The 22,816-nt window shown below is 61.4% G+C and carries 18 protein-coding genes and 1 other RNA gene; 12 read left to right on the forward strand and 7 right to left on the reverse strand.

Translation table 11 applies throughout. The annotated features are described in order from the left end of the window. Positions 1-11 precede the first annotated feature (11 nt). From AC6HU3_RS03950 to AC6HU3_RS03985, 8 genes are all read left to right on the forward strand, one after another. Positions 12-470 (forward strand): PTS sugar transporter subunit IIA, encoded by a 459-nt coding sequence (locus AC6HU3_RS03950; protein ID WP_497474859.1) that lies wholly within the window; start codon positions 12-14, stop codon positions 468-470. Next, entirely contained in the window at positions 467-826 is a 360-nt protein-coding gene (locus AC6HU3_RS03955; protein WP_497474861.1) for a hypothetical protein, read from the forward strand. The genes AC6HU3_RS03950 and AC6HU3_RS03955 overlap by 4 nt, the downstream gene beginning before the upstream one ends. Further along, positions 823-2,010, forward strand: coding sequence for a tyrosine--tRNA ligase (gene tyrS / locus AC6HU3_RS03960; RefSeq protein ID WP_497474863.1), 1,188 nt, complete (start codon positions 823-825; stop codon positions 2,008-2,010). The genes AC6HU3_RS03955 and tyrS overlap by 4 nt, the downstream gene beginning before the upstream one ends. Then, positions 2,007-3,167 (forward strand): DegT/DnrJ/EryC1/StrS family aminotransferase, encoded by a 1,161-nt coding sequence (locus AC6HU3_RS03965; RefSeq protein WP_497474865.1) that lies wholly within the window; start codon positions 2,007-2,009, stop codon positions 3,165-3,167. The genes tyrS and AC6HU3_RS03965 overlap by 4 nt, the downstream gene beginning before the upstream one ends. Continuing rightward, on the forward strand, positions 3,148-4,962 hold the full coding sequence (locus AC6HU3_RS03970; RefSeq protein ID WP_497474867.1) for a polysaccharide biosynthesis protein: 1,815 nt from the start codon (positions 3,148-3,150) through the stop codon (positions 4,960-4,962). Before AC6HU3_RS03965 ends, AC6HU3_RS03970 begins: the two co-directional genes overlap by 20 nt. Beyond that, complete coding sequence (cax, locus tag AC6HU3_RS03975) at positions 4,959-6,026, forward strand: calcium/proton exchanger (protein ID WP_497474869.1); 1,068 nt, start codon at positions 4,959-4,961, stop codon at positions 6,024-6,026. Before AC6HU3_RS03970 ends, cax begins: the two co-directional genes overlap by 4 nt. Positions 6,027-6,103: 77 nt before the next feature. Next, a complete protein-coding gene (locus AC6HU3_RS03980) occupies positions 6,104-7,876 on the forward strand; it encodes a hypothetical protein (RefSeq protein ID WP_497474870.1) in 1,773 nt (590 codons plus the stop codon). Positions 7,877-8,165: 289 nt separating this feature from the next. Continuing rightward, on the forward strand, positions 8,166-8,642 hold the full coding sequence (locus AC6HU3_RS03985; protein WP_497474872.1) for a GAF domain-containing protein: 477 nt from the start codon (positions 8,166-8,168) through the stop codon (positions 8,640-8,642). Positions 8,643-8,648: 6 nt separating this feature from the next. On the opposite strand, the gene AC6HU3_RS03990 is transcribed toward AC6HU3_RS03985, so the two are convergent. Genes AC6HU3_RS03990 through ccsA form a run of 4 tightly spaced genes read right to left on the reverse strand, consistent with a single transcriptional unit; the run spans position 8,649 to position 14,838 of the window. After that, entirely contained in the window at positions 8,649-11,882 is a 3,234-nt protein-coding gene (locus AC6HU3_RS03990; RefSeq protein WP_497474873.1) for a translocation/assembly module TamB domain-containing protein, read from the reverse strand. Further along, positions 11,879-14,005, reverse strand: coding sequence for an ATP-dependent DNA helicase RecG (gene recG, locus AC6HU3_RS03995; RefSeq protein ID WP_497474875.1), 2,127 nt, complete (start codon positions 14,003-14,005; stop codon positions 11,879-11,881). The genes AC6HU3_RS03990 and recG overlap by 4 nt, the downstream gene beginning before the upstream one ends. Before the next feature lie 27 nt (positions 14,006-14,032). Continuing rightward, positions 14,033-14,155 (reverse strand): CcmD family protein, encoded by a 123-nt coding sequence (locus tag AC6HU3_RS04000; protein ID WP_497474877.1) that lies wholly within the window; start codon positions 14,153-14,155, stop codon positions 14,033-14,035. Beyond that, entirely contained in the window at positions 14,152-14,838 is a 687-nt protein-coding gene (ccsA, locus tag AC6HU3_RS04005; protein ID WP_497474879.1) for a cytochrome c biogenesis protein CcsA, read from the reverse strand. Before ccsA ends, AC6HU3_RS04000 begins: the two co-directional genes overlap by 4 nt. Positions 14,839-14,946: 108 nt before the next feature. On the opposite strand from ccsA, the gene rnpB reads away from it, so the two are divergent. From rnpB to AC6HU3_RS04025, 4 genes are all read left to right on the forward strand, one after another. Beyond that, positions 14,947-15,340: RNase P RNA component class A (gene rnpB / locus AC6HU3_RS04010), an RNA gene on the forward strand. A gap of 32 nt (positions 15,341-15,372) precedes the next feature. Then, entirely contained in the window at positions 15,373-16,986 is a 1,614-nt protein-coding gene (locus AC6HU3_RS04015; RefSeq protein WP_497474880.1) for a single-stranded-DNA-specific exonuclease RecJ, read from the forward strand. Further along, positions 16,955-17,404, forward strand: coding sequence for a MarR family winged helix-turn-helix transcriptional regulator (locus AC6HU3_RS04020; RefSeq protein WP_497474881.1), 450 nt, complete (start codon positions 16,955-16,957; stop codon positions 17,402-17,404). The genes AC6HU3_RS04015 and AC6HU3_RS04020 overlap by 32 nt, the downstream gene beginning before the upstream one ends. A gap of 37 nt (positions 17,405-17,441) precedes the next feature. After that, positions 17,442-18,776 (forward strand): APC family permease, encoded by a 1,335-nt coding sequence (locus tag AC6HU3_RS04025; protein WP_497536283.1) that lies wholly within the window; start codon positions 17,442-17,444, stop codon positions 18,774-18,776. 121 nt (positions 18,777-18,897) lie between these two features. Here the strand turns inward: AC6HU3_RS04025 and AC6HU3_RS04030 are convergent, their stop codons facing one another. Genes AC6HU3_RS04030 through AC6HU3_RS04040 form a run of 3 tightly spaced genes read right to left on the reverse strand, consistent with a single transcriptional unit; the run spans position 18,898 to position 22,813 of the window. After that, positions 18,898-19,821: a glycoside hydrolase family 3 N-terminal domain-containing protein gene (locus tag AC6HU3_RS04030; RefSeq protein WP_497474883.1), complete on the reverse strand. Its 924-nt coding sequence runs from the start codon at positions 19,819-19,821 to the stop codon at positions 18,898-18,900. Positions 19,822-19,829: 8 nt separating this feature from the next. Further along, the gene (ispE, locus tag AC6HU3_RS04035; protein ID WP_497474885.1) at positions 19,830-20,735 is read right to left on the reverse strand and encodes a 4-(cytidine 5'-diphospho)-2-C-methyl-D-erythritol kinase; all 906 of its coding nucleotides are present in this window, start codon (positions 20,733-20,735) and stop codon (positions 19,830-19,832) included. After that, positions 20,732-22,813: an ATP-binding protein gene (locus tag AC6HU3_RS04040; RefSeq protein ID WP_497536329.1), complete on the reverse strand. Its 2,082-nt coding sequence runs from the start codon at positions 22,811-22,813 to the stop codon at positions 20,732-20,734. Before AC6HU3_RS04040 ends, ispE begins: the two co-directional genes overlap by 4 nt. Between the last annotated feature and the right edge of the window lie 3 nt (positions 22,814-22,816).

A 22,816-nucleotide genomic window follows, 5' to 3' on the forward strand; every position in this document is an offset into this window, starting at 1 on the left:
GGGAGGGAACCATGCTGGAGTCGCTCATCCGTGAAGACCGTATGCTCATGGACATGAAGGCCCGCACCAAAGAGGAGGCCCTGGAGGAACTTGTGGACGTGCTGGGTCTTCCCGAGGACAAGAAGGAAATCCTTCTGGTCACGCTGAAGAAACGGGAAGCCATCGGTTCCACCGGTGTGGGCCAGGGGATCGCCATCCCCCACAGCCGGAGTCTGGTGGTGGACCGTCTGGAGGTGGTGGTCGGACGCTCGAAAGAAGGGGTGGATTTTGATGCCATTGACGGAAAACCCGTCCACCTCTTCTTCCTGATCGTGGCCCCACCCCATGACGGGAGCACCGGCTATCTCCTCACCCTGGGGCACATCGCCAACCTGGCGCGAAAACTCGCCCGGCGGAAGGACTGGATGGAGATCGACGATCCCAAGGCCTTTCGGGATTATCTCCTCACCCTCTCCAAGGAGGAAGCATGAAGAAACCGGAGGTGCTGATGCTGGAGCTCCAGGAGCTGGAGGTAATCCTCCGGGACGCCCGGTCTCAGGACTACCAGAAAATTTTCCCCCTCCCGGAGAACGCCCTCCAGCAGCTCCAGGAGCGTCGGGACGAACTCTGCAAGAAGCTGGAGGAGGTGCTGGGCGTGGAAGCGGTGGACGAGTTTCGGCGGATGTGGAAGACCTATGGCCGGGGCATCGTGATCCCGGCCGGAGGGGAAATCTGTACCAACTGCTTTAACGTCCTTCCCACCGCCCTGGAACCGGATGCCCGGACGGGGCTTTTCCGGTGCCCGAGTTGCAGCGTGTTCCTCTATTTTGCCGAGGAGGAGGAATGAGTCGGGATCTCCAGAAAGAACTGGATGTGTTCCGGCAGAACACGGTGGATCTCCTCCCCGAAGAGGAGCTGGTCTCCAAACTCCAGCGTAAAGGGCGGCTTCGCATCAAATACGGTGCAGACCCCACCCGCCCCGACCTGCACCTGGGCCATTACGTCTGTCTCAAAAAACTCAAGGATCTCCAGGATCTGGGGCACGAAATCGTGTTCATCGTGGGGGATTTCACCGCCCGGATCGGAGACCCCTCCGGCCGATCGGCCACCCGGCCCAGGCTTTCCCCCGAAGAGGTGGAAGAAAACGCCCAGACCTATTTCGAGCAGGTCTTCATGGTGCTGGACGAAGCCCGAACCGAGGTGGTGTACAACTCCCAGTGGCTTGAGAAACTTTCTCTTGAACAGGTGATTGAGCTCGCCGCCACCTACACCGTCGCCCGGATGCTGGAACGGGATGACTTTGCCAAACGCTACCGGGAAGGCGTCCCCATCTATATCCACGAGTTTCTCTATCCCCTTCTTCAGGGATACGACTCCTATGAGATCGGGGCGGACGTGGAGGTCGGGGGATCGGATCAGACCTTCAACTTCCTGGTGGCCCGGGAAATCCAGAAGGCCTTCGGTCAGGAACCCCAGGTCATCCTGACCCTGCCCCTCCTTGTGGGCACGGACGGCAAGCTCAAAATGTCCAAATCCTATGACAACACCATCAACCTGAAAGACCCGCCTTTTGACATGTACGGTAAGGTGATGAGCATTCCGGATGAGCTGGTGCTGGATTATTTCCGTCTGGTCCTCTACAAGACCGAACCGGAACTCGCGCAGCTCACCCGAAAGATGGAAGAAAACCCCCGGGACACCAAGGCCCTCCTCGCCTTTGAAATCGTCTCCCTTTTCCACGGCGTGGAGGCCGCCCGGAAGGCAGAGGAAGAGTTTGTCCGGGTCTTCCGCCACCGCGAGGGACCGAAGGATGCCCCGGAAGTCGCGGTGCCCCCTGAAGGGGTGGGGATCGTGGATCTCCTTTCGGGAGAGCTGGGGATTTCCCGCTCCGAAGCCCGGCGGCTCATCCGTCAGGGGAGCGTCCGCCTGAACGGTGAGAAGGTCACGGACGAAACGGCCGTTCTCCGGGTGGATGAGGAGGCCGTTCTCCGGGTGGGCAAACACCGGTTTCTGAAGCTCAAACCGTCATGATTCCCCTGTCCCGACCGGACCTTTCGGATCTGGAGCGGTCCTATGTCCTGGAGGTTCTGGCCTCCGGGCGTCTCGCCCTCGGACCCTTCCTGGAGCGGTTTGAAAAGGCCGTCTCCCGATACACAGGCCGTCCGGCTGTGGCGGTCTCCAGCGGGACCGCGGGGCTCCACATGGCTCTCCTTGCCGTGCGTGTCCGGCCCGGCGATCTCGTGATCACCACCCCCTTCAGCTTTGTGGCCTCGTCCAACGCCATCCTGTATGCCGGGGCCGATCCCCTCTTTGTGGACGTGGAGGAGGACACCCTCAACCTGGATGTCCGGAAAGTGCAGACCCTCCTGGAAAGGGAGGCCGAGAGAACGGAGGAAGGGGTGATCCACCGGCCCACCGGCCGGCGGATTGCGGCCCTCCTTCCTGTGGAGGTGTTCGGCCATCCCCTGGACTATGCCGCGTGGCGGGACCTGGCCGACGGGTGGGGACTCCCTCTGGTGGTGGACGCCTGCGAGGCCCTGGGGAGTTTCTATCTCGCGGGGAACGCGCGATTTCACGCCGGAGCCCTTGCAGACGTGGCCGTGTTTGCCTTCTATCCCAACAAGCAGATCACCACGGGGGAAGGCGGCATGATCATCACCTCCCGGGAGGAACTCCTGCCCATCCTGCGGGCGCTGCGGAACCAGGGACGCCTCCGGGGAGGCCTGTGGCTCACCCACGACCTGGTGGGCTACAACTACCGCATGGACGAGATGTCCGCGGCGGTGGGGCTCGCCCAGATGGAGCGGATGGAGGAACTCCGCGCCCGGCGCCGGGCCGTTTTTGAGCGTTACGATGCCCTTCTTCAGGACCTTCCGGAGGTTCGCCGTCCCCGGGAAGCCCCCTATGCCGAGGTGAACTGGTTTGTGTATGTGATCCGGGTGCCCGCCGACCGGCGGGATCAAGTGATGCGCCATCTGAACGATCAGGGCATTGAGGTCCGCCCTTACTTTGATCCGCCCATCCATCTCCAGCCGGCTTATCAGGAACGGTATCCGGACCTGGCCGGCCGCTTCCCCGTCACAGAAAAGATCAGCCGGGAAGTGATCGCCCTCCCCTTCTTCAACACCCTCACCGAAAGGGAACAGATCCGGGTGGTGGAGGCACTCCGTGAAGGGCTTGCTGGGTAAAGTTCCCCGGAATTTTTATACCCGCGGCGTGGTGTATACCCTCGGGGACACCCTGGTCCGCCTGGGCGCTTTCTTCGCCGCGCGCAGCCTGGTCCCTGTCCCGGTGGAGGTGCTGTTCCTGTATCTTCCCTTCAAGACCTTTGCCGGTTTTCTCTTTCACACACCCGCCCTTCCCTGGCGGCATTTCTCCATGGTGGATGCCTTCCGGGTGGCCCTGGCCGAACTCACCGGAAGCGCACTCTCCGCGTTCTTCTGGGCCCTCACCACCCCCTTTTCCTTTCCTTTTGCGGTGCTGGAGGCCCTGTTCTCCCTGGTGGGGGTTTCCGCCTTCCGGATGGCCCGCCGGGCCTTCCACGAGGTGGTGGCCCCCGGGAGTCCTGAACGGGGACTGGCGATCTATGGGGCGGGGTTCGGCGGCGAGCAGGTGCTCCGGACCCTTCAGCGGGATGGACGGTATCGCCCGGTGGCCATTCTGGACGACGACCCCGCCAAATGGGGAACCCTGATGCACGGCATTCCTGTGGTGGGGGGGCGCCGCTGGCTCCGGAGACTCCGGGCGGAGGGCGTGGATGCCCTGCTCATTGCCATCCCTTCCGCACCCGCCCGAACCATCCGGGAAATCTTTGAGGAGGCCCGGAAGGCGGGCTACACGGACATCCGGGCCATGCCGGATTTCTACGAGTGGTTCCATGCGGACCATATCCCTCCTGCCCGGCCCATCCGCATCGAAGACCTCCTCCGCAGGCCGCCCGTGCCTCTGGACGAGGGAGGCATGGAGCACCTGCTTCACGACCAGGTGGTGTGGGTCACCGGAGCGGCGGGCTCCATCGGGAGCGAACTCGCTGAGGTGGCCTCCCGCTTTCATCCCCGAACCCTGGTGCTCCTGGACATCAACGAAAGCGACCTGTATCTCCTTGCCGAACGCCTCCAGGGGGATGTGCGGATCGCCCTCGCCGACATCCGGGACCCCCGATCCCTTGCCCGTCTGTTTGAAGAGATTCCTCCCCATGTGATTTTCCATGCGGCCGCCCTCAAACACGTGCCCGTGGTGGAAGCCTATCCCCGGGAAGGGGTGTGGACCAACGTTCTGGGCACCCTGTATCTCGCGCGGCTTGCCCGGGAACACGGCGTGCCCCATTTCGTCCTGATCTCCACCGATAAGGCGGTGAACCCCACGTCGGTGATGGGAGCGACCAAACGCCTGGCCGAGCGCATCGTCACGGGTTTTGCCGTATCGGAGAATGCCTGTTATTCTGCCGTTCGCTTCGGGAACGTCCTGGGAAGCCGGGGAAGTGTGCTTCCCGTGTTTGAGCAGCAACTCGCCCGGGGCGGTCCCCTCACGGTGACCCACCCCGACATGCGCCGCTATTTCATGGCCCCCAAAGAGGCCGTCTTCCTCATCCTGCAGGCTGCCCTCTTTTCCCGGGGCGAAGGGGAAGTTTTTGTCCTGGATATGGGGGAGCCCGTGTCCATCCTGGAACTTGCCGAAACCTTCCTCCGTCTCAGGGGACTGGAGCCCTACCGGGATGTGGACATCGTGATCACGGGTCCCCGTCCCGGGGAAAAACTCTTTGAGGAGCTCCTTCAGGCCGAGGAGGGTGTGGAGCCTACCCCCCACGAAAAGGTGTTCCGGGCAAGGGTCCGGGAAGCCCTGACACCCGAAGAACTGGCCCGGCTTGAGGGTGAACTCCTGGAGCATCTGGATGTGATGGATCCCGCCTTCTGGCGGGCGTGGTTGCGGCGCTGGGTTCCCACCTATACCCCCGAAGGAGCCTCCACCCTGCACAGGACATGAAACCCTTCCTTCGGTTTCTCCTTCGTGTGGAAATTCTTCTGGGGCTTGCTCCCGTGGCGCTGGTCCTGAAGTTGATAGGGGGGCCTGCCCTGGGGGTGTTTTTTGCAAGCGCCCTGGCCATCGTTCCCCTGGCTTCCTGGATGGGCCGGGCAACGGAGGCCCTGGCCGAGCGGGCGGGAGCCGCGCTGAGTGCCTTTCTGAACGCCACCTTTGGCAATGCGGCCGAACTCATCATCGCCCTCATGGCCCTGAAGGCGGGCTACACCACCCTCGTGAAAGCCTCCATCACCGGTTCCCTCCTGGCCAATCTCCTGCTGGTGGTGGGAGGGAGCATGGTGGTGGGTGGCCTGCGTCATCCCCTGCAGCGCTTTGACGCGGTCACCGCCGGTGCGCAGTCCACCCTGATGCTCCTCGCCGTGATGGCCCTGTTTCTCCCTGCCATTTTTCACCACCTCCAGCACGCCTCTTCCCGCCTGGTGCTGGATCTCTCCACCGAAATTTCGGTCATTCTGCTCGTCGTGTATGCCTTCTCCCTCCTTTTCACCCTCAAAACCCATGCCCACCGGGTGCGCCATGAGAGCCACGGGGAAGTCCCCCCCTGGTCTGCCCGAAAAGCCCTCCTGATCCTCCTGGTTGCGGTGCTGGGGGTGGTGATCCTGAGCGAGTGGATGATCCACGCCCTGGAGGGAACCCTCAAAACCCTGGGGTGGAGCGAGTTTTTCGTGGGGGTGGTGGTCGTGGCCCTCATCGGCAACGCGGCGGAACACACGGCGGCCTTCTTCATGGCCCACCGGAACCAGATGGACGTGGCGCTGGGGATTGGTCTGGGGTCCAGCGTTCAGATTGCCCTTTTCGTGGCCCCCCTTCTGGTGATTGTGGCCCGTCTTGCGGGCTGGACGATGGATCTCCTCTTTGATCCCCTGGAAATCGTGACGGTGGGGCTTGCAGTGCTGGGCATTCACTCGGTGGCCCACGACGGGCAGTCCCACTGGCTGGAGGGGGTGATGCTCCTTGCAGCCTACGGAATCTTCGCCACCGGTTTTTTCTTCTGGCACCCCTCCTGACCCCCATACCCCGGGGCAGTATACGGTTCGGGCATTTTGTCCTAATATAATATACCAACTCGAAACGGAGGGGATCCATGATGATGGGAACACTGATCTCAACACTTCTGGTCTATGCCGGGATCCCGGTGGGAGGAGGTCCCGGATGGCACGCGGTGGCCTATCCGGTGCAAACGAAGGTGGTGCGGGTGGAGCGGGACGGTGCTTCTTCCCTGGAGTTCAAATCCCTTTCCACGGGTGAACCTTCCCTGAATTTGACGGCCGGCCAGTGGTATCGGTATCACAGCATCACGACGAACATTTATTATTACACCAACGTGCCTCTCTGGATCGCGACGCGGTTTCAGATTTCCCCCGGACCTGGGGAATCCACGCCCATCTGGATCGATTCTCTGGAGGTGTTTTTCGTTGCGGAGAATCAGGACCCCAACCTCACCGATACCCTGTTCCTCTGGACCGGAACCACCAGCCAGCCCACCACCCTTCTCGCCGCCTTCCCCTTTCGGATTCCAGCGGATCCCGCGATCCAGGGCTGGCGCCTTGCGGTGTATTTTGACGATCCCTATCCCGTACAGAATACGCTGTTCTGGGTGGGTTTCCGTTCGCTGGCCACGGCGACGGATACGGTGTGGGTGGCCTCTGAAGCCTGCAACAACTGCGCCAATCCCGCCACCCGGAACATGTATTCCTTCGACGGCACGACCTGGAACGGCCCCTTCACCCGGGACTGGGGTCTGGGCGTGTACGCCCGGAAATCTCACGCCACGGATGAAGGCGTGTGGGCCTTCGTGTTTCCCAACTGGCCCTTCATCACCACCCAGCTTGATGGAGACACAGTTCGGGTGGTCCACCGGAACTGGGGCGGCAACGATTTGACCTCCATGGGGGGCGCCCTTGTGGTGGAATTCCGGGGTTCGTCGGACACCACGACGTACACCCTCACCGCCGGTCCCTACGCTTCCACGGCCGAAGACACCTTTGCGACCTCCCTTGCACCTTATGTCGGACAGGGATATGAAGGCGTGATCACCCTCACCGCCTGGTCAGCGCAGCCCGGAGATCAGGATCCCGCCAACGACACCCTGCGCTTTACAGATTATGTGTTTCCCGACTACACGGTGTGGGCAGAAGGGTTTGAGTTCAACGTCTCGGGCTGGACGGCGTATGACCTGGATGGAAACGGGTCCACCTGGGCGGTGTATGTGGGAAGCGGGATGCACACCGGCTATCACGGTGTGGGGGACACGGCGCGATCCGGTGAAAACAACGTTCTGGTGGGTCCCGCCTGGACGCTGGGCGGAACACCGGGGGATGCTTCCTACGGCAATGTGCTCGCGGCCTTTGTGAACGTTCCCGCCGGTGCGTCTGTCACCCTGACCGTTCAGGCGCTGGATGGACCGGATCCCGGCACGGCCAACGTCCTCTGGCAGAACAGTCACACCCTCACGGGTCTTGTGGGGAAGGCCGGATGGGTGAAGGTGCAGGACACCCTGAGCGCCGCTCTCAACGGGAGCACCGTCTATCCCGCCTGGCGCCTTTCCACCACATCCGCCACGCCGTCTCTCGTGCTCATGGACAACATCCACGGACGTTCGGCCGCTCTCGCCCTGGAAGTCGGGGAAGAGTCCCGTAAGGCGGGGCTCCGGATCGTGTGGGAGGGCCCGCGGATGCTCCGGTTTGCCGGAGAACACCCCCGGAAACTCGTTGTCCTGGATGCCCTGGGACGGCGGGTGTTCCGTCGCGTCTCGCCGGAAGGCATGGAGCGCATCCGTATCCCCCTGCCGGCAGGGGTGTATACGGTGGTGGTGGAGGGTTCCTCCCCGCGGCGCATCCGGCTCGTGCTGCCCTGAGGGGGGATCGCCCCGGTTTCGGGGTTTTTCAGCGTCCGGAGCAGGAGAGGTGCCCCGTTGGGTCCCGACTACGCGCGACCCAATGTGGGGAAGTTTCCTTCAAGCAATGGAACATCTGGGTATGGATGGCATTCGTCGAACATCCCCTGTCAACACCGCCACTTTCTCCCACCCTGTCCCTGGATCGGTATCTCGAACAATACTGCATGCCTTCGGTTTGACCCTCTCTCCCAGCTTCCTCATACTATGGTCAGATCCGTGGCGGAAGGGCAAATAGGAGGTGCAACCGATGGATTCCCGCATGCACCAGGCCCTGGAAGAGATCCGTTCCCTCCTGAAGAGCACCTCCCGCCGGGAGGAGGTGCTCCGCGGGGTGATCCAGGCCATTCACAACGCCCGGGACACCTATCACTGGGTGGGCATCTATATTCTGAACGAAGAAGGAACCCATCTGGACCTCTTCCCCTTTTACATCGGGCGTCCCACCCCCCACACCCGGATCCCGGTGAACCAGGGCATCTGCGGCGCGGCCATCCGGGAAAACGCCACCATCGTGGTGGACGATGTGAATCAGGACCCCCGGTATCTCGCCTGTTCCATCCACACCCGATCCGAGATCGTGGTGCCCATCCGCACCCCGGACGGGAGGCCTGTGGCGGAAATTGACATTGACAGCGACAAACTCGCCGCTTTTGACGAAAACGATCGAACCTTTCTGGAACGGGTGGCGGAAGCACTGGGGGCGGTGTGGGACCGCCTGGGCTGAGGGATCTCAGAACTCCCACTCATACAGGAGTCCCATGGAAACCCGCCCCACCCCGCTTCGCTCAAAATAGACCGACGAGCGCCGGTTCCGGGTGAGATAATATTCGATCCGGGTGGACAAACTCAAAAAGTCCCGGGGATCACCCCAGGTCCGGAGAAACAGATTCCGGCCGATCCGCGCCCCCAGAACGATCTCACCGGTGGCTGACCGCCAGGCCAGTTCCTGAATGCCCACCTCCCGGCGAAGCCGCCCTGCAAGGAGCACGCCCGCCAGGGTGAGGACCCTTCCCTGAAGATAGGAGAGCTCCGCCACCTGGCGGAGGTCGGTGGGACGGGGGGTTCCCAGGGTCAGCAGGGAGAGAATGCTCAGCGTGTCCAGTGGGGGTTCCGAACGAAGGGCGAACAGCGGCTCCTGAAGGGTTCCGGTGAGGGTGAGATACACGATATACGTGTCCACCTCCGTCCGGGCCTCCAGGAAGAGCTCCGGATTGAACGATGGGTCGTTCTGGAAGCGAATGGTTCCCTCGGTGAGGTCAAACACCCGATCCAGATAGAGAAACGTTCCCGAAAGGGCATCCAGGTTCCCCTGGAGATACATGTTGATGTCGTCCGGCTTGTATACGTTGAGATCCGCCGAAAACTCCACGTCCGCGAGTTCGTTGGACAGGATCACCCCGTCCGGTGCCGAAAGGTGGAGGTCCAGCCGGAGGGGTGAGGGCTCCACCGCCCGCTGGGGACCCCCGAGTTTGCTGAACCGGGCGTCAATATAGGCTTCGTCCATCCTCAGATCTCCCCGGACCCAGAGCACCGGAAGCACACCCTCCACCCGAAGGGACCCGGAAAGCCGGGCATAGATGAGGGGCCCCGGTTCCACGGGGAAGCGGGAAATCCGGAGGTCCATCCGGGTTTCCCGGGGCTCCAGATTCTCGATCCGGGTCCAGCCGGTCCCCTCCAGGGTGCCCCCCTGGGCCCGGGCCAGGAGATCCCGAATCACCAGTGTGTCCTCACGGCTCACAAGCAGGGCCGTCACCGAATCCAGGGATGTTCCCGTCCCGATGAGGAGGACGTCCTTCCCCACAAACGCGGCTTCCCCGGACAGAGAGGGCGAGGCGGCGGGTCCCCGCAGCACAAGGGTGCCGTAGCCCCGGAGTTCGTCGGCGATCAGGAGATCCTTCAGGAGCTCGTTGGCCTCCGGCGTCCCCCCTCCATCCAGATGGATGGTGAGATTGAGAAGGTTGGGCGGTTCGGCGAGAATCTGTCCTGCCACGTCAATCCGGCCCCCGGCATCCAGAAGCACCAGGCTGTCAATCACCAGTGAGGGTTTGCGGTAGCGAAACCCCACGCGATACCGGTCCGCTCGAAGTCCCTCAAAGAAAAAGCCGGACCCCTCTCCCCGACCCCGCACCTCCTGGCTGGGGCCCTCCCCCACCAGGTGCACTTCCCCCGCGAAGGTCCCGGCAAGTTCCCGCTGAAAGAACGGCCGAAGCACGGCCAGATTCATGCCGTCCACCCGGGCATCCAGCCAGTAGACCCCTTCTCCAAACACCACCTCCCCGGAGAGATGCGAAAAGGGCCGCACACCGGTGAGGAAAAAACTCGCCCGCCTGTCGGTCAACACCCCCTCCAGCCGGGGATGCTCCACCCCGAAGGGTTCCACCTGGATCCTTCGACTTTCGAGTTCCACCAGGGGCCATCGTCCCTGAAGCACACCGGCAAGTTCGGCCCGAAAAGAACCCCGGGAGAGGAAAAGGCTCCAGGATCCGGGGGCATTCGGCAAATAGAAGGCATACACGCCCACCGAATCCAGCACCAGCGAATCCCTGTAAGAGAGCGCCACGCCGTGCAGACGCACCTCCAGCGTGTCCCGATGCCGGCTCACCATCGCCTGGAGGGTGCGGGTGCGGAACCCCTCATAGGCCGTATACTGAAGGAAACCCCTTCCCCGGATGCGGGACCATCCATCCAGTTCCAGCACCACCGATCCCTCACCCCCTTCGAGTTCCTGTCCTGTCCATTCCCTGAGGAGAAGGGGAAGGTCACGAATGTGGAGCCTGCCCGATCCATGGGGCCCCTCCTCATCCACCATCCCCTGAAACGTGGCGTCTCCCCATCGTGTTCGCACAAAAAGCGTGTCCAGCGAGACCCGCGGGGGGTCCACCATCCCCCGGACCCGAAGGGACTCCACCGGACTGGGCCCCGCCTTCCCCCGGAACCCGGTGAAGGAAAAACGATAGGGGGGTGTGCTTGCGCCCTCCACCTCAAACACCCCCGAAGTCCACAGCGTATCCTGCCACACGGAATCCGCCACCCCCCGGACGACGAAGGGATAAGGATCAACGAGACGCACCAACCCCTGAAGGTTCCGCACCCGTGCCCGGTTCACCACCTCCCCCTGTCCCGTCAAGATCGACAGGGTCTGGAAATCGGGGGAGAAAACCACCGTGGCCGAAACATCCTGGAGGCGCTCCCCCTGGAGGAGGCGGGCCTTTCCCACCCGAACAGCAAGCCGCCGGTGGGAAAGGGTGTAGGTCCCCCCCACATCCCGAAGGGTCCCCACATCGTGGAGAACCAGAAACGGCGTATGGAAACGCACGGTGTCCCCCCGGACCACGAGATCCAGCCCCCGGAGGGTGTCCATCCCCGCGGCTTCCAGGTGATCCACCCGGTGACGGGGACGGTTTTCCGGATAGTCCAGCCGATACACGCCCCGCACGTTGAAAAATCTCCCCCGGAAGGGCACATCCACCGAACGAAAGGCAAACGGGATGACCATGCGGTGGCCCCCCATGGCAAAGCGTCCCGAAAGGCCCGACGCCCGGTATTCCACCCCTCCGGTTCGGACCCGGGCTTCGTTCAGATACAGCGCGTTCACCGCAAGGGGAGGAAACACCGGTGCACGGGGCGGCCCTCCGCCCGCGGGAACCCAGAATCGGGGTATCCAGGCATCCAGATCCACATAGGCCGAAAGGATCCGGGCTTTCCGGATCCGAAACACGGGGAACCACTGGAGGTGGGCCTCCCGCACCAGGAGGACGCTGTCCACCTGGAAGCGGGCGAGATGGATGCCCAGGGGTGGCTCCAGGGATAGTCCCTCAATCCGAACCTCCCCTTTCAGAACCCGGGAAAGAGTTCGCTCCAGGGTATACACCCCGGTGGCCTTCCAGATGTCCAGCGCCAGGAAAAACAGGAAAAAGAACACGCTCCACAGGATCACCCGGAAGGTCCACAATCGCCAGTTCATGCCACGGTCACCAGTTTACGATGTTCTCTGCGCAGTTGAAGATACCGGGCAAGCCGCTCATGCTCCGGGTGTTTCAGGTCCGGATCCCGGACCAGGAGATCCCGGGCATCCTCCCGGGCCTGCTGGATGATGCGGAGGGTTTCGGGATCCCCGGATAGATCTGCAAACACAAACCGGGGAAGGCCGTGCTGGCGTGTCCCATGGAGTTCCCCCGGGCCCCGGATGGCAAGGTCTGCCTCTGCAATCCGGAAACCGTCGCTTTCCTCCACGAACACCTTCAGCCGCTTCCGGGCATCTGACCCGAGGCGGGAGGGGGTGACCACCACACAATAGGCGTCCCGATCGCTCCGGAGGATGCGGCCCCGGAGCTGGTGGAGCTGAGAAAGTCCGAAGCGGTGGGCGTCTTCGATCACCATCACGGTGGCCCCCGGAACGTCCACTCCCACCTCGATCACCGTGGTGGCCACGAGAATCTGAAGGTCTCCTTTCCGGAAGGCCTCCATCACCCTTCTGCGCTCCCGGGCGGGCATCCGCCCGTGCACCAGCCCGAGATGCACACCCTTCGGGGCTTTCTCCCTGAGCTCCTCAAAGAGCTCCTCCGCAGCCTGAACCTCCAGTTTTTCGGAGGATTCCACAAGGGGGGCCACCACGTAGGCCTGGATTCCATCCTCCAGAACCCTCCGAAACAGACGTTGATAGAGCTCTTCCCGTCGCTCCCGGGACCGGATCCAGGTGGTTTCCACCTTCCCCCGGTGGGGGCGCTCGTCGATCACCGATACGTCGAGATCACCATACAGGGTGAGGGCCAGGGTCCGGGGGATGGGCGTGGCCGTCATCACGAGAAAATGGGGCACTTCTTCATTCCCCTTTTTGAGAAGGGCCGCCCGCTGGAGCACGCCAAACCGGTGCTGCTCGTCCACCACCGCAAGCCCCAGCCGGGCAAACTCCACGTCTTCCTGGATCAGGGCATGGGTTCCCACCAGGATCTCCACCTCTCCCCCCCGAACGGCCTCTTTGATCTCGTTTTTCCGGGCAGGAGAGAGGCTCCCCTCCAGGAGGGCCACCCGAACGGGAAGAGCCTCCAGAAAGGACACGTACACCATGAAAAGCTGCTCAGCCAGGATTTCGGTGGGGGCCATGATGGCCACCTGATATCCATTCTCCACCACCGCAAGGGCCGCAAGCAGGCTTACCAGGGTTTTCCCGGATCCCACATCGCCCTGGAGAAGCCGGTGCATGGGGCGACCGGAGGCGAGGTCTGCCTGAATCTCTTCCCAGACACGCTCCTGCGCCCCGGTGAGGGAAAAGGGAAGGTGCTGAAGAAAGGGATTTAGCAGCGCTCCGGTGGGACGGATCACCGGGGCCCGGGCCGTCTGAAGGGGCCGGCTCTCCCGAAACAGGTCGAGAAAATACAGAAACAGTTCTTCATACACGAACCGTCGCCACGCCTGGGGGTCCCGGGCCCTCCCCGGAGGAAAGTGGAGGCGCTCCACCGCTTTCCGGCGCGTGGGGAGTTTCCGCCGTTTCAGAAGTTCCTCCGGAAGGATTTCCACCAGGGCATCTCCATACCGGTGAAGGGCGGCCTGGACGATTTTCAGGAGATCCACGGTGGAGATCCGGCCGCACTGACGATACAGGCCCCCGAAAGACGAAGGGAACACCCCCTCGTCCCCCATTTTCCGGAAGCCCACGGCCCGGGGAAACCGCCCCCTGGGGGGGAGAGAAAACCGGGCCATCACCCTGAGACGTGTGCCCCGCGCATACTGGTTCCGGATGGCCGCCCGCCGTGCTGGATCCTTGGGGAGAGGAACCACCAGTTCGACCGCGCCCGTCTCGTCGGGATCCACCAGGATCAGGCTGAGGGCAGGCCGGCTGCGAAGGGTGATGTCCCCCCGGGTTTCCACCCGGCCTTCAAACACCAGAGGGGTGGACACGCCCCGCCGCACCTCCCGGAGAACGTCCGCAGCCGAAAGGGGCGTGAGGGGAAAGTAATCTCTGGGTGGGAAGAGAAAGAGATCTTCCACCACCCGGATGGGAGGATCGCACTTTTCCAGGGCCCGGGCTCTCGCGGGCCCCACACCGGGGACATATTGAACAGGTGTGAAGAGGCGGTCAAGATCCACGGGGGAACGGGTCACCCACCAGTCCGGTCAATCCATTTCCTGAACACGCCGTTCCAGTTCCCGGACCCTTGCGTGGAGAATCCCGAGATACACAAACAGCCCCAGCCAGACCACACCATAGGCCGCAAAGAGATACACCAGTTCACTCATGGTCCCTCCTCACTTTCCAGGGCGTGTTCCATGCGGGCCACACGTTCCCGCAGCCGCACGAGAAACAACCCCAGGGATGTGAAAAACACCAGGTTGATCAGGAGCGCCGTCAGCATGGGGGGGGAGATCTTCACCGCCTGGTTCTTCTCCAGAAACACCACCGGATGAAGAGAACGCCACAGACGGACGGAGAAATACGTGAGGGGAACGTTCAGAAACACCACCAGACCCACCACCGCAGAGAGGCGGGCCCGACGTTCGGGATCTTCCAGCGTGCTCCGGAGAAGGGCATAGCCCACATAGGCAAGGAAAAGCAACAAAATGGTGGTGAGACGGGGATCCCAGGTCCAGTACACACCCCACGCAGGTTTGGCCCAGAGAGAACCGGTCACGATGGCGAGAACGGAGAACAGCAGGCCCACCTCCACCGCCGAGGCGGCCTTCAGGTCAAAGCGAAGATCCCGTGAGGTGAGATAACGAAAACTCCACCAGGCCGCAAGGCCGAACATGAAGAACATCATCCAGGCAAGGGGAACGTGGAAATAAAAAATCCGCTGAACCTCACCCAGGACCGCGCCTTTGGGACCCGGCCACGCCGCGCGCGGAGCATAAAGAAGGGCAGCCCAGATGCTCGCCAATCCCAGAAACCCATTGACCCACAGCCAGACCGAGCGCCTGCGCATAGCGTTATTATAGTCCCTCACCAGCACCCCTTCAAGGGCCGTTCCACCCCGATATTTTCAGGTTGTGAATACCCCAAAAATGCTGTAAAATTAAGGCGAAACTTGGGATGAGGGGGCCGGGCAACCGCTCCCGTGAGGGGGAGGAAAGTCCGGGCTCCAGAGGGGAGGGCGCTGGGTAACACCCAGGGGGTTGCGGATGCAACCCACGGTAGGGCCACAGAAACAAGACCGCCGAAGGCCCGCATGGGCCAGGCAAGGGTGAAAGGGTGGGGTAAGAGCCCACCGGCGCCACCGCGAGGTGGCGTGAGGGGGTGAGAGGCCCCCGGCTTCCCGAAAGGGAGGCTCTGGCAACCGCCCGCCCGGAGCAAGGCCAAGCAGGGAGGTCACGGGTGTGCCCCGCACCCACGAACTCCCGGGTCGGCCGCTTCAGCCTGTGGGGAAACCCGCAGGCGAGAGAAATGGTTGCCGAGAACAGAACCCGGCTTACGAGCCCCCTCATCCCCCGGTCTGTTGAAGACGGAGGCCACGACGCCGATGGAAGACATGCGTCGGATTTTGCGTGACGAATACGGGGCCCACCCACGACTGGTGGACCTCCTGGTGGAGGCAGGATTCACGTCCCGAGCCGCGGTGGAGGCGGCCCTCAACCCCACCCTGGATCATCTCATCCCCCCGGACACCCTTCCGGACATCAAGCCCGCCGCCGATGTGATTCTCCGCAACCTCAAACGGGGGAAACGCATCCTCATCTGGGGGCACGAAGATGCCGACGGATTCACCTCCATCGCGGTGATGCTCCGCACCCTGGAAGCCATGGGGGCCCGCCCGGGTCAGGTGGATTACATCGTCCCGTCCAAGAGAAAAGACGGCCACGGGCTGACCCGCCCCATCCTGGAATCCCTTGCCGGGAACGTGGATCTCATCGTGACCGTGGACTGCGGAACCAGCAACGTGGACGAGGTGGCCTTCGCCCGGGAGCTCGGCATGGAGGTGGTGATCACCGATCACCACGAACCCCCGGAGGTCCTGCCCGAGACCTATGTGGTGAATCCCAAAATCGGCGGGGACAACTACCCCTATCTGGCCGGGGTGGGGGTCGCCCTGAAAATGGCCTGGTACCTTCTTCGTCTGGACCAGCGGATGGGGCTGGAGCAGATCACCCGGGAACTCCCCGAACTCTTCATCTATGCTGCGGTGGGAACCCTGGCCGACCGGGTTCCCCTCGTTTCGGAAAACCAGATCATCCTTCAGACCGGGACCGAGCTCTTTCACACCCGGAGCCTTCCTTTCACCCGGGCCCTGCAACAGAAACTCGGGGGACACACCGACCTGAATACGCTGGTTCCTCTCGTTTCGTCCGGCTTTTCCGAAGAGGATCGAAAGTCCCTTGCCGTCACCTTTCTCCTCGCCCGGGAGGAAGACGAAGCCATCCGATCCCTGGAGGTTCTCTGGGAACGGGTGGAAACCTGGAACAACCGGGCCCAGAAGGCCCTGGAGCTGGCCCTGTCCCGCCTGGGGCGGGTGCGCCGGTATGTGTATGTGGATCTGCCGGATGTGGAACCTCATTACCTGGGATACGTTGCGTCCCGCCTGAAAGACCAGTTTGGCCTTCCCACCATCGTCACCGGACGAAAGGAAAACCAGGAAGTGGTGGGCGAAGTCCGCTATCCCCACGGCAGAGACTCTCTCCAGATGCTGCGGGCCCTTTCCCATCTCTTTCTCTCGTGGGGAGGGCACAAACTCGCCTCAGGATTCAGCATGGAGAGCCGGGATCTTCCGGAATTCATCGAGGAACTGGAATATTTCTTTTCGGAGGACTCCGGAGGAGCTGTGGCCCTCCCGGTCGATCTGGAGCTTGAGGAGGTGGACCGGGATCTCCTCCGGGATGTGGTGCGCTGGGGGCGCCACAATGTGGAAATTCATCTCCGGATCCACAACGTTACCATCGGGACTCTCCAGCAACTTCCCTTTGAGGGAATTCCCGTGGTGGATCCGGAAGGCCTCCTCCGGCTCTATCCCCCCGACACGCTGGTGGAGGTCACCCTGAAGGGGGGACCGGAAGGGCTCACCCTTCTGGCCCTCACTGCCCTCATGGATGAAAACAAGGAGGTGCCCCGTGGTTATTCGGGACGAAGCACGGCGGTTTGAAGAAATCCTTCGCAAACTCGCCTCGGCTGCTCACGCCGAGGGCCGAAAAGAACTGGAGGAGCTGGACCTCACCCCTCCCCAGCTGGACGTGCTGGCCCGCCTGTATTCCTATGGGGAAACCACCCAGACCGCCCTGGCCCAGGAGCTTTATCTTGCCAAAAGCACGGTTTCCGGCATTCTGGACCGTCTGGAGCGCCGGGGGCTGGTGCGAAGGGACCGGAAGGAAAAGGATCGTCGAACGGCCATTGTGACCCTCACCCCCCGGGGTGAGGTGGTGCTTCGCCGGATCATTGAACGTCGGGCCGCCTTCCTCCACGAACTCATTGATCCCCTTCCCACCGACGAGGTGTGGAAACTCCTGGAAATCCTGGAGAAGATCGAGAAAAAGGTTCCGGAAGGGGCCCCGACCCTGCTCTGACGTCCGGGAACCTTCCGCCCTTTCCAGATCCTGCGTGATGCGTTTCCATCCCCGAACGCTGCGTTCTGCGGACAGCAAGTTGGGACTCCCCGAACTCATTGCCATGGGTGTGGGGGGGATGATCGGAGGGGGCATCTTTTCGGTGCTGGGTCTTGCGGTGAACCTGGCTGGCCATGGTGCGCCCCTCTCCTTTCTTATCGACATGCTCATTGCCCTTGCCGCCGGCTATCACTACGTTCATCTTGCCCTCACCTTTCGAGACGACGGGGCAAGTTACACCTACCTTCTTCGGGCATGGCCCCGGCATCCCTGGATCGCGGGTGTGGAAGGGTGGGTCGTGATTCTGGGTTACATCGGAACCCTGGCCCTGTACGCCTTCACCTTTGGAGCCTATGGGGCAAGTCTTCTGGGCAGTGCAGGAAGCGTCCCGGTGCGCCTGTGGCTCTCCCTGTCCATCATCCTCTTTTTCATGGTGGTCAATCTCCGGGGTGTGCGAAGTGCGGGGGAAACCGAAGATCTCCTGGTGTATGCCAAAATCATTATCCTGGGTCTTTTCGGAGTGATCGGTCTTGTTCAGGTGGAATCCGATCGTTTCTTTCCCCTTCTGGATCGGGGAGCCGGGGGGTTGTTCCTGGGCGCGGCGGTGATTTTTGTGGCCTATGAGGGGTTTCAGCTCATCACCAACGCGGTGATGGAAACGGAACATCCGGAACGCAATATTCCCCGGGGCATTTACGGATCCATTGTGATTACAGGTCTGATCTATCTCCTTCTCGCCGTGGTGGCCATCGGCACGATGAGTCTGGAGGAGCTCGTGCGGGCCCGGGAATATGCGCTGGCAGAAGTGGCGCGACCCGTGCTGGGGAATGCCGGACAGGTTCTGGTGGGACTGGCCGCCCTGCTGGCCACAAGTTCGGCCATTAACGCCACCCTTTTTGGGGCCAGTCACATGATGGCCGAAATGGGGGCGTCAGGGATGATGCCTGCGTTCCTGAACCGGCGCAATCGCCGGGGCGTTCCCTGGATCGCCGTGCTCGTGATGACCACTCTGGCCGGAGGCTTTACCCTCCTCGGTTCCCTCTCCGTGATCGCCGAGTTTTCCAGTCTCACCTTTCTTCTCGTCTCCATCGGCGTGTCTCTGGCCAATCTCAAACTTCGTCACCGGACCGGAGCCCGGCTCGCGGTGGCCCTCCCGGGTCTCGTCTTGATGAGCATCACGGTTCTGGTGATCCTGATCTATATGGGCACCCACAACCCGGATGAACTCTGGACCATTCTGGGACTGTATGGTCTCATCGGGAGCGTGGCGATGCTGTACATCCAGCAATTGAGGGGAAAGGGTCGAGCGAGCCAGATGAAGGACACTCCATGAGGGACGGCTACAGCAATTCCTTATCTACCCCTTTCCGATGGAAGAGGGACGCGCTCCGCGGCGCGGGGTAGAACATTTCGTTGTTTATCACTCGATACGGTCCATTCCCCCACCCTAATTCTCACCCCGATTTCCGTAAGTGCCGTATTCGCCGGATCATTGCCTCCGCCTGTCTCCGGCCCGTCCCGGTTTTCAAAATTTCCATCAGCGCACCCCGCACCCGTTCAAAGGCTCCCTCCCGGTCCCAGACCACCAGGAAGAGATCCACCCCGGCCAGAAAAGCCTCCTCCACCGTGGATTCCAGATCCTCCACGGCCCCCATGGCGAGATCGTCCGTGATCACCGCCCCTGAAAAATCCAGATCTTCCCGAAGGACCCTGCCGATCCAGAAGGGGGAACGAAGGACAGGCCGGTCGTCACCGACCGGAATCCGCATGTGCCCGGCCATCACCGCAGGAAGCCCTTCGTGAATCAGAAACCGGTAGATCTCCAGGTCCGCCTCCAGCTCGTCCCACCCCGCCTCCACCACGCTCTCCCCGGTGTGGGGATCTCCCACCGCCAGACTCTGGGCAAGAAAGTGCTTGGCCACCGGAACCAGCCCCACCCGCCGGTGGGCGGAGAGGGTGATCCACGCGTAGAGGATGACCTGAAGGGAATCTTCGCCAAACGCCCGGCCCTTTCCAGACACCACCGGATCTCCTTCCCGGAACCGGTCCACCACCGGCGCAAAGTTTCCATCCACCCGGGAGGCCAGGGCCTGCGCCATTCGCTCCAGATACGCCCGTGCCCGGGACGGCGGCATCCTTCCCAGTTCCTGGGGAGAGGGGTATCCCGGAAGGAGCCAGGAGGCATACCCTCCTTCCTGATCCGTCACAAGCCACACATCCGGGAGGGTCTTACGGAGCCTCTCGATATGGGCACGCTGTTCGGAGGGAGAGAGATTCCGAAAACGGCTCGTCAGGAACACGCCGAAGGGCCGAAAGGTTCTCAGCGTTTCCAGGTTTTCCGCGTCGTATCCCAGAATCAGGAACCGTCCGGGATCCATAAAAGACCTCAGAAAATCAAAACCCCGGGGAGGCTCGGAGGCGCTCCCCGGGGCAGGAGGGGGTGTTTAGGCGGGGGGCTCATAAGATACAGTCTCACATCCGGGATGTCAAGTCCTTCCGCAAGCATATTGACCGGTCGGTCAAACAGGGCAAGCACTCCACTTCCCGTTCCTGTAAGGGAAATCCAGCGGGCACCCCGGTTCTGAAGCGCATTCACGAGATTCTGAATATTCTGGCAAATTCGCATGGCATGAGGGAAAAACACGTTTTCCAGATGCTGGAAGGCGTCGGGGTCACCGGATGCAAGTCCTTCCAGAAAGGCCCGGATGTGAGAAAGGGCTTCGTCCCGGGGTGTGTGATCCGCCGGTGTGAGGGCTTCGTACATGGCACGGGTGGAGATGGAGCAGGGAGGAACGGCCAGCATCAGGGACCAGTCCTCCGGCCAGAACCAGGGGAGGGGCGTCACCCTCTCCCCGATCCCCTCCACCAGGGCGACCTGCGTCCTGTATAGAAAGAAGGGGACATCCGCCCCCACCCGGCGCCCCAAATCCAGCATTTCCTCAAAACCACGGGGATATCCTGAAAGGTGATTGAGGGCCCAGAGAAGACCCGCCGCGTTGGCGCTTCCTCCTCCCAGCCCCGTCCCGACCGGAACGCTCTTCGCAAGTCGAACACGGAGGCCCGGCCTTCGCCCGAAAACCTCCCACGCCCGGCGCAGGGTGTTGTTCTCCGGGAGCTCCGGGGTGCTTTCAAGAATGAAGGTATTCTCGGGAAGGACCTGGATGTCCAGCTCATCATACAGGGGGATGCGGAGAAAGACGCTCACCAGGTCGTGATAGCCGTCCAGACGCCTGCGGGTCACCCACAGACCCAGGTTCACCTTGGCCGGCGTGAGGAGGCGAAAACGGCTCATTCCACTTTCACCACACGAACAAGATCCCTCGTGGTATCCTCACGGGTCATCGCTTCGAAGGCTTCCCGAATTTCCCCTTTGGAAGAAAAATACAGGATTTGCCATCCCTTCCGGGCCATATCCACAAGCATGGCCAGAAGAAGCCGGAGTCGCTGTGGATCTGCCTTAATAAAGGGATCGTCCAGAAGGAAAAAGCCCGGTTTCCCCTGAAGAACCGCTTCACCCAGAACCGTCCGAACCACGAAATAAAGCTGGTCAAAGGTTCCCCCGGAAAGGTGCTCAGGTTCCAGATATCCGGAATCGGTGGGAAACGCTGGAACCAGTTTGATTTTTTGATCGTTTTCATCATAGATGACCGCCCGGTAGCGTTTCCCGGTAAGGTCCCGAAATCGCCTGGAAATTTCCGTATCCGGTCCCAGCAGGGTTTTGACCTTCTCCCGTTCTATCCGGTCCATCTTTTCGAGGATTTCGATGACTTTCAGCGCGCGTTCTCGATTCCTGTACAGATCTTCAAGCCACCTCTCGATCCGGCGCCGGACTTCTCTCATCTGTCCGATGCTTTCCATGGTCACCGGTTCTCCCAGGATAAACGTTGCCTCCTGACTCCATAAAATCCACGCATCCCTCATTTTCTGCCGCGTTTGCTCAAGTGTCTCCCATTCTTCTTTTCGTTTGGAGAGGGTTTCTCTGAGTTCTCTGTAGCGATCTTCTTCATACGCGATCTCTGGAGGTGAGCCCAGACGGTTTTGTTGTTCTTTTAACAGGTTTTCAAGAAACCGGATGCGGTCTTCCAGGCTTTCACCCTTTCGTCCGTACCGGTGTTCCAGGGCGCTCAGTTTCCCCTCGATCTGATTCTCCAGACGCTGTTTTTCTTGCAATGCCTTTTCCAGTTCCTCATACGTTTTCGCGCCCGTCCGTTCAGCCAGCGTTCGTTCTTTCCGTTCCACCCCGGGGAGTTCTTCATACAGGATCTTATCTCTCTTCTCGCGCAGGCGATCCCGTTCTTCCTTGCGGATTTCCACCTCACTTTGTAACTTTTCGTATGTGGTTTTCAGGCGTTCGATCTCTTCTTTCTTTCTGTAAAATGCTTCAAGGAGTTCTCCGGTTTGTTCACCGTGGATCCCTGCGCGGGCTGCAAGGAGGACCAGGCGTTTCCGGTGTTCTTCCAGCGCGCTTTTTGTAAGGAAAATCCGCGCAAGCCCTGCACCACCCGCTACAAGTCCTGCAAAAAACAGCAAGCTCCAGAGGAACTGACCGCCGAGAAGGCTGAATCCAAGGAGGATCAGAGACACAAGGGTGAGACCAAGCCAGAGGGGCTGCTGTGCCTTTCTGCGTGCCCATACCTGTTCCCGCTGTTCAAGTTCTTTAAGCCCCGGAAGGACTTCCTCTTCCAGTATTCTCTGAAGTCGGGAGACCGTGGTGATGCGGCCTTCGAGATCTTCCAGTCCCTGCTCTTTTTCGTGAATCCTGGTTTCGGCTTCTTTCAGTCTATCGCTTATATCACGCAGCTGGCGTTCCAGGTTGGTACGTTCCTGAAAAAGATTTTGCCATGCTTTCAGGTCCTCCTCCTCGAGATGCTGAACGGGTTGCAGTGCTTTGAGAAGTTCCCGGATCTCCATGATCTGATCAAGATCTTTCTGGAGTTCGTTCCAGGTTTTCGCCCGCTCCATTTCCCTGAGGGTGTGTTCCAGCCGTTCACAGGTTTCCTGGATTTCAAGCAGCTGTCCGTCCAGTTTCTCCAGGTTCTTTTCCCGTATACGCTCTTCAGCTTTTTTCAGGGTTTGAAGAAGCTCTTCCGCTTTTTTCCGGCGATCCTCAATTTTTCCACCCGCCTCGGTATTCTGGAATTTTCCCTTTTCTGTCAGATGAGCGTGTTCCCGAATGGCCGCCTGGAGTTTGCGAATCTGATCGGACCGAATACCCATCAGTCGGTCGGTGATGGAGGTGAGAAACTTCCCTGTTTCGCGGATATCCAGATCGCTGTCCCGAACCACATACAGGTTCAGGAATTCTTCCCGGGAAAGTCCGAGGCGCTCGTGAAGGGGAGAGGGGTTCGGAAATGACAGGCGCTGGTCCACGTC

The sequence above is a fragment of the Caldifarcimen microaerophilum genome (assembly GCF_055387105.1).

Excerpts from the sequence above, each read along its gene's own strand:
- AC6HU3_RS04015 (WP_497474880.1), top strand. The coding sequence starts at position 15,373 with ATGGAAGACATGCGTCGGATTTTGCGTGACGAATACGGGGCCCACCCA.
- tyrS (WP_497474863.1), top strand. The coding sequence starts at position 823 with ATGAGTCGGGATCTCCAGAAAGAACTGGATGTGTTCCGGCAGAACACG.
- cax (WP_497474869.1), top strand. The coding sequence starts at position 4,959 with ATGAAACCCTTCCTTCGGTTTCTCCTTCGTGTGGAAATTCTTCTGGGG.
- ispE (WP_497474885.1), bottom strand. The coding sequence starts at position 20,735 with ATGAGCCGTTTTCGCCTCCTCACGCCGGCCAAGGTGAACCTGGGTCTG.
- AC6HU3_RS03965 (WP_497474865.1), top strand. The coding sequence starts at position 2,007 with ATGATTCCCCTGTCCCGACCGGACCTTTCGGATCTGGAGCGGTCCTAT.
- AC6HU3_RS04025 (WP_497536283.1), top strand. The coding sequence starts at position 17,442 with ATGCGTTTCCATCCCCGAACGCTGCGTTCTGCGGACAGCAAGTTGGGA.
- AC6HU3_RS03985 (WP_497474872.1), top strand. The coding sequence starts at position 8,166 with ATGGATTCCCGCATGCACCAGGCCCTGGAAGAGATCCGTTCCCTCCTG.
- AC6HU3_RS03980 (WP_497474870.1), top strand. The coding sequence starts at position 6,104 with ATGATGATGGGAACACTGATCTCAACACTTCTGGTCTATGCCGGGATC.
- AC6HU3_RS04030 (WP_497474883.1), bottom strand. The coding sequence starts at position 19,821 with ATGGATCCCGGACGGTTCCTGATTCTGGGATACGACGCGGAAAACCTG.
- AC6HU3_RS03955 (WP_497474861.1), top strand. The coding sequence starts at position 467 with ATGAAGAAACCGGAGGTGCTGATGCTGGAGCTCCAGGAGCTGGAGGTA.
- AC6HU3_RS03990 (WP_497474873.1), bottom strand. The coding sequence starts at position 11,882 with ATGAACTGGCGATTGTGGACCTTCCGGGTGATCCTGTGGAGCGTGTTC.
- ccsA (WP_497474879.1), bottom strand. The coding sequence starts at position 14,838 with ATGCGCAGGCGCTCGGTCTGGCTGTGGGTCAATGGGTTTCTGGGATTG.
- AC6HU3_RS04000 (WP_497474877.1), bottom strand. The coding sequence starts at position 14,155 with ATGAGTGAACTGGTGTATCTCTTTGCGGCCTATGGTGTGGTCTGGCTG.
- AC6HU3_RS03950 (WP_497474859.1), top strand. The coding sequence starts at position 12 with ATGCTGGAGTCGCTCATCCGTGAAGACCGTATGCTCATGGACATGAAG.